This is a genomic window from Kineosporia sp. R_H_3 (assembly GCF_002198675.1).
In the GTDB taxonomy this organism is placed as follows: Bacteria; Actinomycetota; Actinomycetes; order Actinomycetales; family Kineosporiaceae; genus R-H-3.
In genome coordinates this window covers 20,942-33,826 of record NZ_MWLL01000246.1, presented here as the reverse complement: position 1 = coordinate 33,826, position 12,885 = coordinate 20,942, and the positions used below count along the sequence as shown (strand labels likewise).

Here is a 12,885-nt window from a genome sequence, read left to right as displayed (position 1 = left end):
CGAGTCGTACCGACCCAAATGGTGACTTTTCGTGGGGGGAAGTGCACTGATCGTCAGGCTTCGGCGGATCGTGGAACAACCTTAGGCATTTTGTTGACGACGGTGAACGGAACGCCTAACGTCCGACACCTCCCGGCCGCGGCCGGGGACGCGCCGGCCCCGCGGCGGTGCGCATGGCCCCCTGCTCGTCAACGCCGTCGTCGCACCATCTCCCAGGAGGAGAAGCCAGATGCACTCGCCCACCATCGGTCGTCGGGGCGCCGCAGCCCTCGCGGCCGCCGTCCTCGCCACCGTCCTCGCCGCCTGCGGCGGCTCCGCGTCCGACCCGGCCACCGGGACCGGGGCCCCGGGATCGGCGTCCTCCGCCGCCGGGACGAAGAAGATCACCGTCGGCGTGATCCCGATCATCGACGTCGCGCCGCTCTACCTGGGCATCCAGAAGGGGTTCTTCTCCTCGCGCGGCCTCGAGATCACGCCGGCGCCCGCGCAGGGCGGGTCCGCGATCGTGCCCGCCGTCCTCGCCGGGGAGAACCAGTTCGGCTTCAGCAACGTCGTCTCGCTGCTCACCGCACGGGAGAAGGGCGTGCCGCTCGTCGCCGTCGTCGGCGGGGCCAGCTCGACCGGTGACCCCGCGAAGGACGTCAACGCCGTCCTCGTCGCCAAGGGGTCGCCGCTGAAGACGGCGAAGGACCTCGAGGGCAAGAAGGTGGCCATCAACGCCCTGAACAACATCGGCGACACGACGATCAAGACCGCCGTGAAGAAGGCCGGCGGCGACCCGTCGAAGGTCACCTTCGTCGAGATGCCGTTCCCGGACATGCCCGCGCAGCTCGCCGCCGGGAAGGTCGACGCGGCCTGGGAGAGCGAGCCGTTCCGCAGCCAGATCCTCGCGGCCGGCGGCTCGATCCTCTTCGACAACCTCACCGAGACCTACCCGAAGCTCCAGATCGCCACGTACTTCACGAGCGAGAAGCTCAAGGCCGAGGACCCGGCGACGGTGACGGCGTTCGTCGAGGGCATGGAGGAGTCCCTGGCGTACGCGGTCGCGAACCCGGACGAGGCCCGCGCCGTCCTGGCGACGTACACGAAGATCCCGCCGGAGGTCGCGGCCAAGGTGGTCCTGCCCGCATGGCCGGCCGAGCTCGACGCCCAGTCGGCGACCGCCGTCGGCGAGGCGGCCCGCTCGTTCGGCACGCTGACGAAGGCGCCGGACGTCGCGGGGCTGTTCGCCGGCGCCTGACCGGCGGGCCGCCCAGGCCGCACCGGTCCGTCGTCCGTCCGCCAGGAGAGGGAGCAGATGCTCGAGGTCCGTGGGTTGCGCAAGGTCTACACGTCACGGGACCGGACCGTGGAGGCGTTGCGCGACATCACCTTCTCGGTGGCGGCCGGTGAGCTGGTGTGCCTGGTCGGCCCCTCCGGGTGCGGCAAGACGACGCTGCTGAAGTGCCTGGCGGGCCTGCTCGGCCCGACGGGCGGCGAGGTCCGTGTCGAGGGGCGGCCCGTGAGCGGGCCGCCCCCCGGCATGGCCGTGGTGTTCCAGGAGTACGGCCGCTCGCTGTTCCCCTGGATGACCGTCGCCCAGAACGTCGAGCTGCCGTTGCGGCACAAGGGGCGCGGCCGGGCCGAGCGGCGCCGGCTCGTCGCGGAGTCGCTCGCGGCCGTCGGGCTGGCGCACACCCCGGACGCCTACCCCTGGCAGCTGTCCGGCGGGATGCAGCAGCGCGTGGCCATCGCCCGTGCGCTCGCCTACGAACCGCACGTCATGCTCATGGACGAGCCGTTCGCGGCCGTCGACGCTCAGACCCGTGCCGACCTCGAGGACCTCATCCGGACCCTCTGGGACCGCACCGGGGTGACGACCCTGTTCGTCACCCACGACATCGACGAGGCCGTCTACCTCGGCGAGCGCGTCGTCGTCCTCTCCTCGTCGCCGACCGTGGTCCAGGACGACCTGCCGGTCGACCTGCCGCGCGAGCGCGACCAGCTCGACACCCGGGCCATGCCGCGCTTCACCGAGCTGCGCACCAGGGTGTACGGCGAGATCCGGGCCGCGCAGCGGGCCGCGGGCCGTCCGGACGGCGCATGAGCGCCCGGCCGGCCGGGCCGCCGGTCCCGCGCACCGTCGTGCTGGGGGCGACCGGCCTGGGCCTGACCGCCCTCGCCGCGGAGGTCCTGCCGCGCGTGCTCGGCGTCCCCGACGACGTGCTGCCGCCGTTGTCGGTCATCCTCGGCGCGCTCGCCGCCGAGGTGCCGACACCGCAGTTCCGGGCGGCGCTCGCCGCGACCACGGTCCAGTGGGGGCTCGGGCTCGCGATCGCGGTCGTCCTCGGCGTCGCCGTCGGGGTCGTGCTCGGCTCGGTGCCCTGGCTGCGCCGGCTCACGGCCTCGACCGTGGAGTTCCTGCGGCCGATCCCCTCCGTGGCCCTCGTCCCGCTCGCCGTGCTCGTGCTCGGCACCCAGCTGCGCTCGGCGCTCCTGCTCATCGTCTACGCGTCGTTCTGGCAGGTGCTCGTGCAGACGATGTACGGCGTCGCGGACGTCGACCCGGTGGCCGAGCAGACGGCGCGGTCCTACGGGCTGGGCCGCTGGGCGCGGGTCCGTCACGTGCTGTGGCCGACCGCGCAGCCGTACGTCGCGACCGGCGTCCGGCTCGCCGCGGCGGTCGCCCTCATCCTCGCGATCACCGCCGAGCTCGTCATCGGCAGCCCCGGCCTCGGCCGGGAGATCGCCGCGGCGCAGAGCGGTGGCGCCACGGCGCTCGTCTACGGCCTCGTCCTGGTGACGGGGCTGCTCGGGCTCGTCGTCAACGTCGGTGTCCGGGCGCTCGAACGCCGCCTGCTGCGCTGGCACGTCTCGGTCCGCGGGGAGGTGGCGCCGTGAGCGTCGGTGCGCGGCTGCGCCGGGCGGCGGAGGTCGTCGCGCTGCCCGTCGTCCTCCTCGCGGCCTGGTGGGTCACCAGCGACGGGAGCGAGAGCTTCTACTTCCCGCCGCTGCGCGAGGTGGTGGCCGTCCTGCCCGAGACGTGGTTCGCGGGCGGCGCCGACGCCCGCATCGTCTCCGACGTGCTGCCGAGCCTGGCCCGGCTGCTCACGGGGTACGGGCTGGCCGCCGTCGTCGGCGTCGGCGCCGGGCTGCTCATCGGGTCGTCGCCCACGCTGCGGGCGCTCGTCGAACCGGTGCTCGAGGTGTTCCGGGCCGTCCCGCCGCCGGCGACCGTGCCGCTGCTCGTCGCCGTCGCCGGGATCGACGACCTGATGAAGGTGCTCGTCATCGTGTTCGGCTGCCTCTGGCCGATCCTGCTCAACACCGTCGAGGGGGTCCGCGCGGTCGACCCCGTCCTGGCCGACACGTGCCGCAGCTACGGCATCCGCGGCCCCGGCCGGGTCCGCTCCCTCGTCCTGCGGTCCGCCAGCCCGCAGATCATGACGGGCCTGCGGCAGGCGCTGTCGGTCGGGATCATCCTCATGGTCATCAGCGAGATGTTCGCGGCGAGCAACGGGATCGGGTTCACGGTCGTGCAGTTCCAGCGGACCTTCGCCGTCCCGCAGATGTGGACCGGCATCATCGTGCTCGGGCTGCTCGGCGTCACCCTCGCCTGGGTCTTCCGGGCCGTCGAGGCCCGGGTGCTGCGCTGGTACGAGGGCATCCGCTCGGCGCACCGCTCGGGCGGCTGACCCACGGGTTGCTCACTGCCGCGGCTCACCGCTGCGGGTCACTGCTGCGGCACGGTGTCCAGGTCGAGCTCCGCCTGCCGCCGCGACGGCTCGGCGAGCCAGCCGACGAGGTCGCGGAACAGGGTCTGCGCCCGGGCGGCCGGCCAGTCGGCCGGCAGCAGCTCCACGGGCAGCCGCGGGTCGCGCCGCACGACGCGTGACCAGTCGGCCGCGAGCAGCGCCCGGCGGGCCAACGGGTCCACCGGCCCGGGGTCGTCCAGGGTGCCCGCCCAGCGCTGCTCGAAGGCGGTGTAGCCGGCGGCGAGCGCCTCCAGCGGGTAGGCCTCGGCGACCATCCGGGAGACCCGGGTCGGCGAGAGGGTCGTCGCGCGGAAGGCGCGCACCCGGTCGTGGAGGTCGAGCCCTTCGGGGTCCACCTCGCCGAGGACCGCCGCGACGTCGACGTCGCGGGGGCATACCCACAGCCCGCCCTGGGCGACCCCGAAACCGGCCCACTCCAGACGGACCCGCAGGTCGTAGCGCCGGCGGCGCTGGCTGTCCGGCAGCGAGAAGGCGACGAGCGTCCACGCCCCGTCCCAGTCCGTCGTGACGACGTCCGCGTGCGCCCGGGCCCGCCCGTCGAGGACGGTCCGCCGGCCCTCCTCGCTGAGCCCGATGTAGGCCTGGCGGCCGCGTCGCAGCCGGGTCAACGTGCCCCGGGCGGTCAGGCGGGCCAGCGTCGTCCGCATCGCGTGCTCGCCGATCCCGACCCGCCGCGCGACGTCGAGGAGGCTGCTCGTCGCGACGGCGAGACCGACGTCGACGAGGTGGTCCCCGAAGACGGTGTAGAGGACGATCTGGGGCCGGACCGGGGTCGCGGCGCCGACGGACCCGACGACCGGGTCACGGGTCGGGACCTGCCCGACGGGCGTCGACACGATGCTGATCGTAGGCGAGCCGAAGCACTGCGTGAGATTGGCGGGGTGATTGCCACTCACTCGGCCCTGACCTGGGCATTCGCGTTGACGAGCCCCTATGGCCGCCCTACGTTCGCTTGATCGCCCGCTCCTGCTGGAGGCCCGCCATGCCTCGACCGTCCCGTCGCCTGCGCGCCCTGCCGGGTGCCGGTGCCGTGCTGGCCCTGCTCGCCGGGCTGCTCACGGCGTGCGCCGAGCCGGACCCCGGCCTCACCATCGGCGCCGGCGCGTCGAGCGGCCTGCCGATGACGAAGATCTCGGTCGGGATCATCCCGATCATCGACGTCGCGCCGATCTACCTCGGGATCCAGAAGGGCTACTTCGCCCAGCGCGGTCTCGAGGTCGAGCCGGTCATCGCGCAGACCGGCGGCGAGATCGCGGAGAAGGTCCTCGGCGGCAAGGTGGACATCGGGTTCAGCAACGTCGTGTCCCTCCTCGCGGCCCGGGAGAAGGGTGCGGAAGTGATCGCCGTCGCGGCCGGCGTCAGCTCGACGGGCGACCCGGTGAAGGACGTCAACGGCGTCGTCGTCGGCAAGGGGTCGACGCTGCGCTCGGCCAAGGACCTCGAGGGTCGCAAGGTCGCGGTCAACGCCCTGAACAACATCGGCGACACGACGGTCAGCGCCGCCGTCGAGAAGGCCGGCGGCGACCCCTCGAAGGTCACGTTCGTGCCCATGCCGTTCCCCGAGATGCCCGCCGCGGTCAAGGCCGGGACCGTCGACGCCGCCTGGCTCAGCGAGCCGTTCGTCAGCTCGGTCGTGGCCGGCGGCGGCCGCATCCTCTTCAACAACCTCACCGAGACCTACTCCAAGGTGCAGATCGCCGCGTACTTCACGACGGCGTCGTTCCGCGAGAAGCAGCCGATCATCCTCGACCGCTTCGTCTCCGCGCTCAACGACTCCCTCGCCTACGCCCGCGACCACCAGGTCCAGGTCCGCGAGATCGTCACGACGTACACGAAGATCCCGCGCGAGGTCGCCGTCTCCGTCAACCTCCCGGACTGGCCCGTCGGCCTCGACCGGGAGTCCCTGCTGGCCGTCGGCACGGCCGCGCGGCGCTACGGCACCCTGAAGAAGGCCCCGGACGTCGACGGGCTCGTCGGGTAGCCCGTCCCGCCGTGCGGGCCGGTGGGAGGCTGCTCCCCGTGCCCGCCTCCCCGCCCGCCCACGTCGGCGCCCCCGTCCTCACGGTGCTCGCGTCGGTCGCGTCCGTGCAGGTCGGCGCGGCCCTGGCCAAGCAGTTGTTCGGCGCGGTCGGCACGACCGGGACGGTCGCCGTCCGGGTGGGCGTCGCGGCGCTCGTGTGCCTCGCCGTCGTCCGGCCGCGCCGGCGCGACCTCGACGCCCGCCGGCTCGGCCTCGCCGCGCTGCTCGGGCTCGTGCTGCTCGCGCTCAACCTCACGTTCTACGCCTCGATCGGGCGGATCCCGCTCGCGGTCGCGGTGACGCTCGAGTTCGTCGGGCCGCTCGCGGTCGCCGTCGTCGGGACGCGGCGGCCGGCGGACCTGCTGTGGGCCGCGCTCGCCGGGGCCGGGGTCGTGCTGCTCACCGGCGGCGGCCGCGCGCTCCTCGACGGCAGCCTCGACCCGGTCGGCACCGCCCTGGCGCTGCTCGCCGGGGTCGGCTGGGCCGGCTACATCGTCGTCAGCAAGCGGGTCGGGGCGGTGCTGCCCGGGTTCCAGGGGCTGGCGGTGGCGTTCACGGTCGCGGCGGTCGTCGCGTTCCCCGCCGGGCTGGTCACCGCGGGCACGGCGCTGCTCGAGCCGCGGGTGCTCGCGGTCGGGGCGCTCGTCGGCGTCCTGTCGTCGGCGCTGCCCGCGGCGCTCGAGATGGCCGCGTTGCGGGCGCTGCCGACCGCGACCTTCGGGGTGCTCATGAGCCTGGAGCCGGTCGGTGCCGCGGCCGCCGGGCTCGTCGTGCTCGGCGAACGCCTGTCGCCGATCGAGGTCGGCGCGATCCTCGTGGTCTGCGTCGCGAGCGCCGGGGCTGCTCTGTCGCCGCGGCCGGCACGTAAGGTGGCGCAATGGCCGACGCCGCAACAGGATCCGACGCCGACGGAGCCGCAGGACCCGACAGCCGGCCGCCCGACCGGCGGCCGGAGCACCTCGACGTCCTCGTCGTCGGGGCCGGGCTCTCCGGTGTCGGCGCCGCCTGTCGGCTGAGGACGGCGCACCCCGGCCGTTCGCTCGCCGTCCTCGAGGCCCGCGACGCGATCGGCGGCACCTGGGACCTCTTCCGCTACCCCGGCGTCCGCTCGGACTCCGACATGCACACCCTCGGCTACGCGTTCCGGCCGTGGCGCGGCGACAAGGCGCTCGCGGACGGTGACTCGATCCGGGAGTACGTCGTGGAGACCGCCCGCGCGTACGGCGTCGACCGGCTCGTCCGGTTCGGGCACCGGGTCGTGGGGGCGTCCTGGTCGGGGGCCGACGCGCGCTGGACGGTGCGGGTGCGCCGCGCCGCCGGCGAGGCCGTGCTCACCTGCTCGTTCCTCTACATCTGCTCGGGCTACTACAGCTACGAGGCGGGCTACACCCCGGACCTGCCGGGCGTGGAGTCCTTCGCCGGCACCGTCGTCCACCCGCAGGCCTGGCCCGCCGACCTCGACTGCACCGGCAAGCGGGTCGTCGTCCTCGGCAGCGGGGCGACCGCCGTGACCCTCGTGCCGGCGCTCGCCGGCACCGCCGCGCACGTGACGATGCTCCAGCGCTCGCCGACGTGGGTGCTCTCGCTGCCGGGCCGCGACCCGGCGGCGCGGCTGCTGCGCCGGGCGCTGCCGCAGCGGGCCGCCGACCCGGCGATCCGGTGGAAGAACATCCTCGCCGCCCAGCTCCAGTACGCGGTGAGCCGCCGCCGTCCCGAGCTCATGAAGTCGTTGCTCCTCAAGGGGGTGCGCGCCCAGCTGCCCGCGGGGTACGACGTCGCGACCCACTTCACGCCCCGGTACGCCCCGTGGGACGAGCGGCTGTGCTTCGTGCCGGACGGAGACCTGTTCCGTGCCGTCGCGTCGGGCCGCGCCTCGGTCGTCACCGACACCGTCGACACGTTCGTGCCGGAGGGGGTGCGGACGTCGTCCGGGCAGGTGCTGCCCGCGGACGTCGTCGTCACCGCGACCGGGCTCGTCCTGCTGCCCGTCGGGGGGATCGCGCTGAGCGTGGACGGTGAGCCGGTCGACGTCGCGCAGACGGTGGCGTACAAGGCGATGATGCTCACCGGCGTCCCGAACCTCGCGTTCACCGTCGGCTACACGAACGCCTCGTGGACGCTCAAGGCCGACCTCGTCGCCGAGTACGTCTGCCGCCTGCTCACCCACATGGACCGCGAGGGGCTGCGCAGCGTCGTCCCGGTGCCGCCACCGACCGACGAGCGGCTGCCGCTGCTCGACCTGCGCTCCGGGTACGTCCGCCGCGGCCTCGACGTGCTGCCCAAGCAGGGGCCCCGGGCGCCGTGGCGGGTGCACCAGAACTACGTCCGGGACCGGGTCATGTTCCGGCGGGGGCGGGTGGACGACGAAGGGGTCCGGTTCGGCTAGCGTCAGGCACCATGACCGACGCCGCCGCCGTGCCCGCCACCAGTGCCCACCCCGACCCCCGGGACGACATCCGCCGCGTCGGGGTCGTCGGCGGCGGGCTCATGGGCTCGGGCATCGCCGAGGTCTGCGCCGCCGCCGGCTGCGACGTCGTCGTCGCCGAGGCCGACGAGGCGGCCGCGTCGCGCGCGCTCAAGCGGGTCAGCGCCTCGGTCGAGCGCGGTGTCACCCGCGGGAAGATCACCGCGGACGCCGCCGCCGAGACGCTCTCCCGGCTGCGCGTCGTCGTCGGGCTCGACGCGCTCGCCGACCGCGACCTCGTCGTCGAGGCGGTCGTCGAGGACGAGGCCGCCAAGGTGGCCGTCTTCCGCACCCTGGACGCCGTCGTCGAGCGGCCGGACGCGCTGCTCGCGTCGAACACGTCCTCGATCCCGATCATGAAGGTCGCGATGGCGACCGGCCGCGCCGAGCACGTCGTCGGCATGCACTACTTCAACCCGGTGCCCGTGCTCAAGCTCGTCGAGCTCGTGCCGTCGCTGCTCACCTCGGGCGAGACCGTCCGGCGGACGCAGTCGTTCGCCGAGCAGGTGCTCGCCAAGAAGGTCATCCACTGCCGCGACCGGGCCGGCTTCGTCGTCAACGCGCTGCTCGTGCCCTACCTGCTCTCCGCGGTGCGGATGCTCGAGTCCGGCTACGCGACGGCGGAGGACATCGACACCGGCATGGTCCAGGGCTGCGCGCACCCGATGGGCCCGCTCGCGCTCACCGACCTCATCGGCCTCGACACGACGAAGGCGATCGCCGAGTCGCTCTACGAGGAGTTCAAGGAGCCGCTCTACGCACCGCCGCCGCTGCTGAGCCGGATGGTCGAGGCCGGGCTGCTCGGCAAGAAGAGCGGCCGCGGGTTCTACGCGTACGGCTGAGCCGCGCTCGCCCTAGGGCTGCTTGGCGACCTGGGCCATCGCGTCGGCGAGCGCCTCGACCGCCTCGCGCTCGGCCTTCGCCTTGGCGTCGGCCTCCTTCTGGGCGGCGGCCTTCTTGTCGATGTCGGCCTTGAGCTTGGCCTGCGCCGCCTCGAGCTTGGCCTGCTGCTCGGCGAGCTGCTCGGCGGCGAGGATCGAGCGGGCGATCGAGTCCCGCCGCAGGACCGCCCGGGCGTTCTCCTTGGCGAACCGGTTCGCCGTCGCGAGCACGAGGTGAAGCCCGATCGTCAGGGCGATGACGGCGCCCCACTGCTGCACGGCGAGCTCGGCGCGCTTCGTGCCCGACCACACCGTCGGGAACCACACGACGAGCGTCATGACGAAGAACGCGACCCTCGACCACCGGCGCGCGTCGACGACCGGGTCGTGCCGCTGGACGGCGTCCTGCAGCTGCGCCCGGGTGACGTCGTCGAGCACGTCGGGCGGCATCACCGTGACGGTCGACTCGATCTCGGCGGGGGTGCTCACGTCTCACATCGTCGGTCGCCGGCGCGCGGATCTGACAGCAGCCTGGCGGGGGACCCCTGACCGGCCCAACGCGCGCCGTGCGGCCGTCGCGCAGGGTCGCCGCGTCACCCGGCGGCCGGGTGACGCCGCGCCGGCCCGGCTGCGCCGGGTGACGGACCGCTCAGTGGTGCGCCGCGTGCTCGTGGTCGGCGTGAGCGGCGGACTCGAACTGGAACGTCGAGTGCTCGACGTCGAAGTGCCCGGCGAGGCAGGCCTGCACCTCGTCGAGCAGCCGCGGCACGTGACCGTCGTGGAAGCACGCGTCGTCGACGACGACGTGCGCGGAGAGCACCGGCAGCCCGGTGGCGACCGTCGAGGCGTGCAGGTCGTGCACGCCGAGCACGTGCGGCAGGCCGAGCACGTGGCTGCGCACCTCGGCGAGGTCGACGCCCTTCGGGGTCGCCTCGAGGAGCACGTCGACGGTCTCCCGCAGCAGCTTCCACGTGCGGGGCAGGATGAGCAGGCCGATGACGAGGGAGGCGACGCCGTCCGCCCGGAGCCAGCCCCCGGCGAGGACGGCGAGCGCCGCGAGGACGACCGCGACGGATCCGAGCGCGTCGTTGAGCACCTCGAGGAACGCCGCGCGGGTGTTGAGGTTCTCGCCGCGGCGGCCCACGAGCAGCGCGAGGCCGACGAGGTTGCCGAGCAGCCCGACGCCGCCGAAGGCGAGCATGAGCGGGGCGTCGACCTCCGGCGGGTCGACGAGCCGGCTCAGCGCCTCGACGACGACGAAGACGCCGACGGCGAGCAGGACGGCGGCCTGGGCGGCGGCCGCGAGCACCTCGGCCCGGCGGAACCCCCACGTGCGCCGGTCGGTCGCCGGCCGCCGGGCCAGGGTCGCCGCGGCGACGGCGAGCGCGAGCCCTGCGACGTCGGTGAGCACGTGCCCGGCGTCGGCGAGCAGCGCGAGGCTGCCCGAGACGACGGCGCCGACGACCTCGACCGCGAGGATCGTCAGCGACACCGCGAGGACGGCGACCAACCGGCCGCGCGCGCCGTCCGGGGGCAGGTGGGAGTGGCCGTGCGCGTGCCCGCCGTGCCCATGTCCCTGACCGCCCACCCGGACAGCGTAGGTCGGCTAGCGTCCGTGACCATGACCCGCCGGGGGAGTGTCCTCGTCGTCGAGGACGACGCGCGGCTCGCCGCGTCGATCCGGCGTGCGCTCACCTACGACGGCCACCGGGTCCGGGTGGCCGCGGACGGTCCGGCGGGCCTCGCGGCGATCCGCGACGACCCGCCCGACATCGTGCTCCTCGACGTCATGCTGCCCGGCGTCGACGGGGTGGAGATCTGCCGACGGGTCCGCGCCGCGGGGGACGACGTCGCGATCCTCATGGTGACCGCCCGCGACGCCGTCCGGGACCGGGTCACCGGGCTCGACGCCGGCGCCGACGACTACCTCGTCAAGCCGTTCGACCACGACGAGCTGCTCGCCCGGGTGCGGGCGCTGCTGCGCCGGCGGACGGCGTCCGCGGTGCCGGGGCCGGACGCCCCGGACGCCGCCGGTGCCGTCGTCCTGCGGCTGGCCGACCTCGAGCTCGACCCGGCCGCGATGACCGTGCTGCGGGCCGGCGAACCGGTCGACCTCACGACGCAGGAGTTCCGCCTCCTCGAGCACTTCGTCCGGCACCCGCGGGTCGTGCTCTCCCGCGAGCGGCTGCTCGACGCGGTGTGGGGCCTGGACGCCCGGACGGCGTCCAACGTCGTCGACGTGTACGTCGGCTACCTGCGCCGCAAGATCGACGACGGGCGGCCGGTGCGGCTGCTGCACACCGTGCGCGGGGCCGGCTACGTGCTGCGGGAGGGCGGGTGAGCGCGCGCTGGCGGCTCGCGGCGCTCGGCACCGTGCTCGCCGCGGGGACGGTCCTGCTCTTCGCCCTGCTCCTCGTGGCGCTCGCCACCGCGGCCGGCCCGCAGGACCAGGACGACGCCCTCGACGCGCTCGCCACGGCGGCCGCCGCCGGGTTCGAGCCCGGTGGCTCGGCGTCCCCGGCGATCGTCACCGACCTCGGGACGTCCCTGGACCCCGCCGTCGTCGTCACCGACCGGGCCGGCGAGGTCGTCTACAGCCAGGCCCGGATCGGGGGCCGGCCGCCCCAGGTGCCGGTCTCGCTCGTCGAGGACGCCCTCGCCCGGCAGGTCTCGAAGGCCACCGTGAGCCTGGCCGGGGTCGAGGTCCGGATGGTCGGTCGGGCCCGGCCGGACGGGGTCGCGGTGGCCGTCCAGCAGACGGCGTACGTCGCCGGACAGCGCCAGGGGCTCTGGGGTGCGGTGCTGCTCGCGGCGCTCTTCACGGCCCTGGCCGGGGCGGTCGCCTCGTGGGTCGTGAGCGGCCGGGCGCTGCGGCCGCTGCGCGACCTCGCGACGACCGTCGGCGAGGTGGCGAGGACCGGTGACCTCGGCCGCCGCCTCGACGTGCCCCGCCGCAGCGACGAGGTCGGGCGGCTGGCCCGCGAGTTCAACGCGATGATGGACCGGATCGCCGACGGCCGGGCCCGGCTCGCCGCCGCGCTGGAGGAGCAGAAGCGCTTCGTCGCGGACGCCTCGCACGAGCTGCGGACCCCGCTCGCGACGATCCGCAGCAACGCGGGCTTCCTCGCCGAGCGGCCGGACGCCGAACCCGCCGACCGCGCCGAGGCCGTCGCCGACGTCCGGGCGGAGGCCGACCGGATGAGCCGGCTCGTCGACGACCTCCTCGTGCTCGCCCGGACCGACGCCGTCCCCGAGCCGGCCCGGCGTCCGGTCGACCTCGGGGCGCTCGCCGCGGACGTCGCCCGGGTGGCCGGTGCCGCCTGCGAGGTCCGGGTGCCTCCGGGGGCGCCGGCGGTGCTCGTCCTCGGGGACGCGGACCTGCTGCGGCGCGCGGTCGGCTGCGTCGTCGACAACGCCGTCCTCCACGGCGGCGGCGCGCCGGTGCTCGTCACCGTCGGCCGGCCCGACGGGCCGGGCGGCGCCGGGCACTGGGCGGTCGTCACCGTCCGGGACCACGGCCCGGGTTTCCCGCCGGACGCGGTGGGCCGGGTGTTCGAGCGCTTCTACCGCGCCGACCCGGCCCGCTCGGGGCGCGGCAGCGGGCTCGGGCTGTCGATCACGAGCGCGGTGGCCGGGCTGCACGGCGGCGGGGTCGCCGCGCAGAACGCGCCGGACGGCGGGGCCGTCGTCACGCTGCACCTGCCGGCCGCGTAGGGCTCCGGAGGTCCGGCCGCCGGCTCTCATCGTCGTCTCATCGCAGCCCCA

12 protein-coding genes and 1 pseudogene are annotated in these 12,885 nt (G+C 74.8%); 10 read left to right on the top strand and 3 right to left on the bottom strand.

Going from position 1 to position 12,885, the window contains the following annotated elements; genetic code table 11:
* Positions 1–229: 229 nt before the first annotated feature.
* From ECOMGDLI_RS30760 to ECOMGDLI_RS30745, 4 genes are read left to right on the top strand one after another with little or no spacing between them, the layout of a single operon-like run.
* On the top strand, positions 230–1,240 hold the full coding sequence (locus ECOMGDLI_RS30760; protein ID WP_088320634.1) for an ABC transporter substrate-binding protein: 1,011 nt from the start codon (positions 230–232) through the stop codon (positions 1,238–1,240).
* Between the two features lie 57 nt (positions 1,241–1,297).
* Positions 1,298–2,086 carry an ABC transporter ATP-binding protein gene (locus ECOMGDLI_RS30755; protein ID WP_088320633.1) on the top strand — a complete coding sequence of 263 codons (789 nt, stop codon included), beginning with the start codon at positions 1,298–1,300 and terminating at the stop codon, positions 2,084–2,086.
* Positions 2,083–2,880: an ABC transporter permease gene (locus ECOMGDLI_RS30750; RefSeq protein ID WP_088320632.1), complete on the top strand. Its 798-nt coding sequence runs from the start codon at positions 2,083–2,085 to the stop codon at positions 2,878–2,880. Before ECOMGDLI_RS30755 ends, ECOMGDLI_RS30750 begins: the two co-directional genes overlap by 4 nt.
* Positions 2,877–3,674 (top strand): ABC transporter permease, encoded by a 798-nt coding sequence (locus ECOMGDLI_RS30745; RefSeq protein ID WP_088320631.1) that lies wholly within the window; start codon positions 2,877–2,879, stop codon positions 3,672–3,674. The genes ECOMGDLI_RS30750 and ECOMGDLI_RS30745 overlap by 4 nt, the downstream gene beginning before the upstream one ends.
* 38 nt (positions 3,675–3,712) lie before the next feature.
* Here ECOMGDLI_RS30745 and ECOMGDLI_RS30740 read toward each other — a convergent pair whose 3' ends face one another.
* Positions 3,713–4,591, bottom strand: a complete 879-nt coding sequence (locus ECOMGDLI_RS30740; RefSeq protein ID WP_143448046.1) for a PaaX family transcriptional regulator C-terminal domain-containing protein — start codon at positions 4,589–4,591, stop codon at positions 3,713–3,715.
* Between the two features lie 146 nt (positions 4,592–4,737).
* Between ECOMGDLI_RS30740 and ECOMGDLI_RS30735 the strand changes: the two genes are divergently transcribed.
* The 4 genes and pseudogenes from ECOMGDLI_RS30735 to ECOMGDLI_RS30720 all read left to right on the top strand — a co-directional run bounded on the left by ECOMGDLI_RS30735 (position 4,738) and on the right by ECOMGDLI_RS30720 (position 9,081).
* Positions 4,738–5,736 carry an ABC transporter substrate-binding protein gene (locus ECOMGDLI_RS30735; protein ID WP_088320629.1) on the top strand — a complete coding sequence of 333 codons (999 nt, stop codon included), beginning with the start codon at positions 4,738–4,740 and terminating at the stop codon, positions 5,734–5,736.
* Positions 5,737–5,747: 11 nt separating this feature from the next.
* Positions 5,748–6,548: pseudogene (locus ECOMGDLI_RS36165) on the top strand (DMT family transporter); the annotation flags it as partial.
* Positions 6,549–6,652: 104 nt separating this feature from the next.
* Positions 6,653–8,161 (top strand): NAD(P)/FAD-dependent oxidoreductase, encoded by a 1,509-nt coding sequence (locus tag ECOMGDLI_RS30725; RefSeq protein ID WP_088320628.1) that lies wholly within the window; start codon positions 6,653–6,655, stop codon positions 8,159–8,161.
* A gap of 11 nt (positions 8,162–8,172) precedes the next feature.
* Positions 8,173–9,081 (top strand): 3-hydroxybutyryl-CoA dehydrogenase, encoded by a 909-nt coding sequence (locus tag ECOMGDLI_RS30720; RefSeq protein WP_088320627.1) that lies wholly within the window; start codon positions 8,173–8,175, stop codon positions 9,079–9,081.
* A gap of 12 nt (positions 9,082–9,093) precedes the next feature.
* Here ECOMGDLI_RS30720 and ECOMGDLI_RS35050 read toward each other — a convergent pair whose 3' ends face one another.
* Complete coding sequence (locus tag ECOMGDLI_RS35050; RefSeq protein WP_088320626.1) at positions 9,094–9,609, bottom strand: hypothetical protein; 516 nt, start codon at positions 9,607–9,609, stop codon at positions 9,094–9,096.
* Between the two features lie 160 nt (positions 9,610–9,769).
* Complete coding sequence (locus tag ECOMGDLI_RS30710) at positions 9,770–10,708, bottom strand: cation diffusion facilitator family transporter (RefSeq protein WP_088320625.1); 939 nt, start codon at positions 10,706–10,708, stop codon at positions 9,770–9,772.
* 33 nt (positions 10,709–10,741) lie between these two features.
* On the opposite strand from ECOMGDLI_RS30710, the gene ECOMGDLI_RS30705 reads away from it, so the two are divergent.
* Both ECOMGDLI_RS30705 and ECOMGDLI_RS30700 read left to right on the top strand, forming a co-directional pair.
* Positions 10,742–11,461, top strand: a complete 720-nt coding sequence (locus tag ECOMGDLI_RS30705) for a response regulator transcription factor (protein ID WP_088320624.1) — start codon at positions 10,742–10,744, stop codon at positions 11,459–11,461.
* Positions 11,458–12,834, top strand: coding sequence for a cell wall metabolism sensor histidine kinase WalK (locus tag ECOMGDLI_RS30700; RefSeq protein ID WP_088320623.1), 1,377 nt, complete (start codon positions 11,458–11,460; stop codon positions 12,832–12,834). The genes ECOMGDLI_RS30705 and ECOMGDLI_RS30700 overlap by 4 nt, the downstream gene beginning before the upstream one ends.
* Positions 12,835–12,885: the final 51 nt, after the last annotated feature.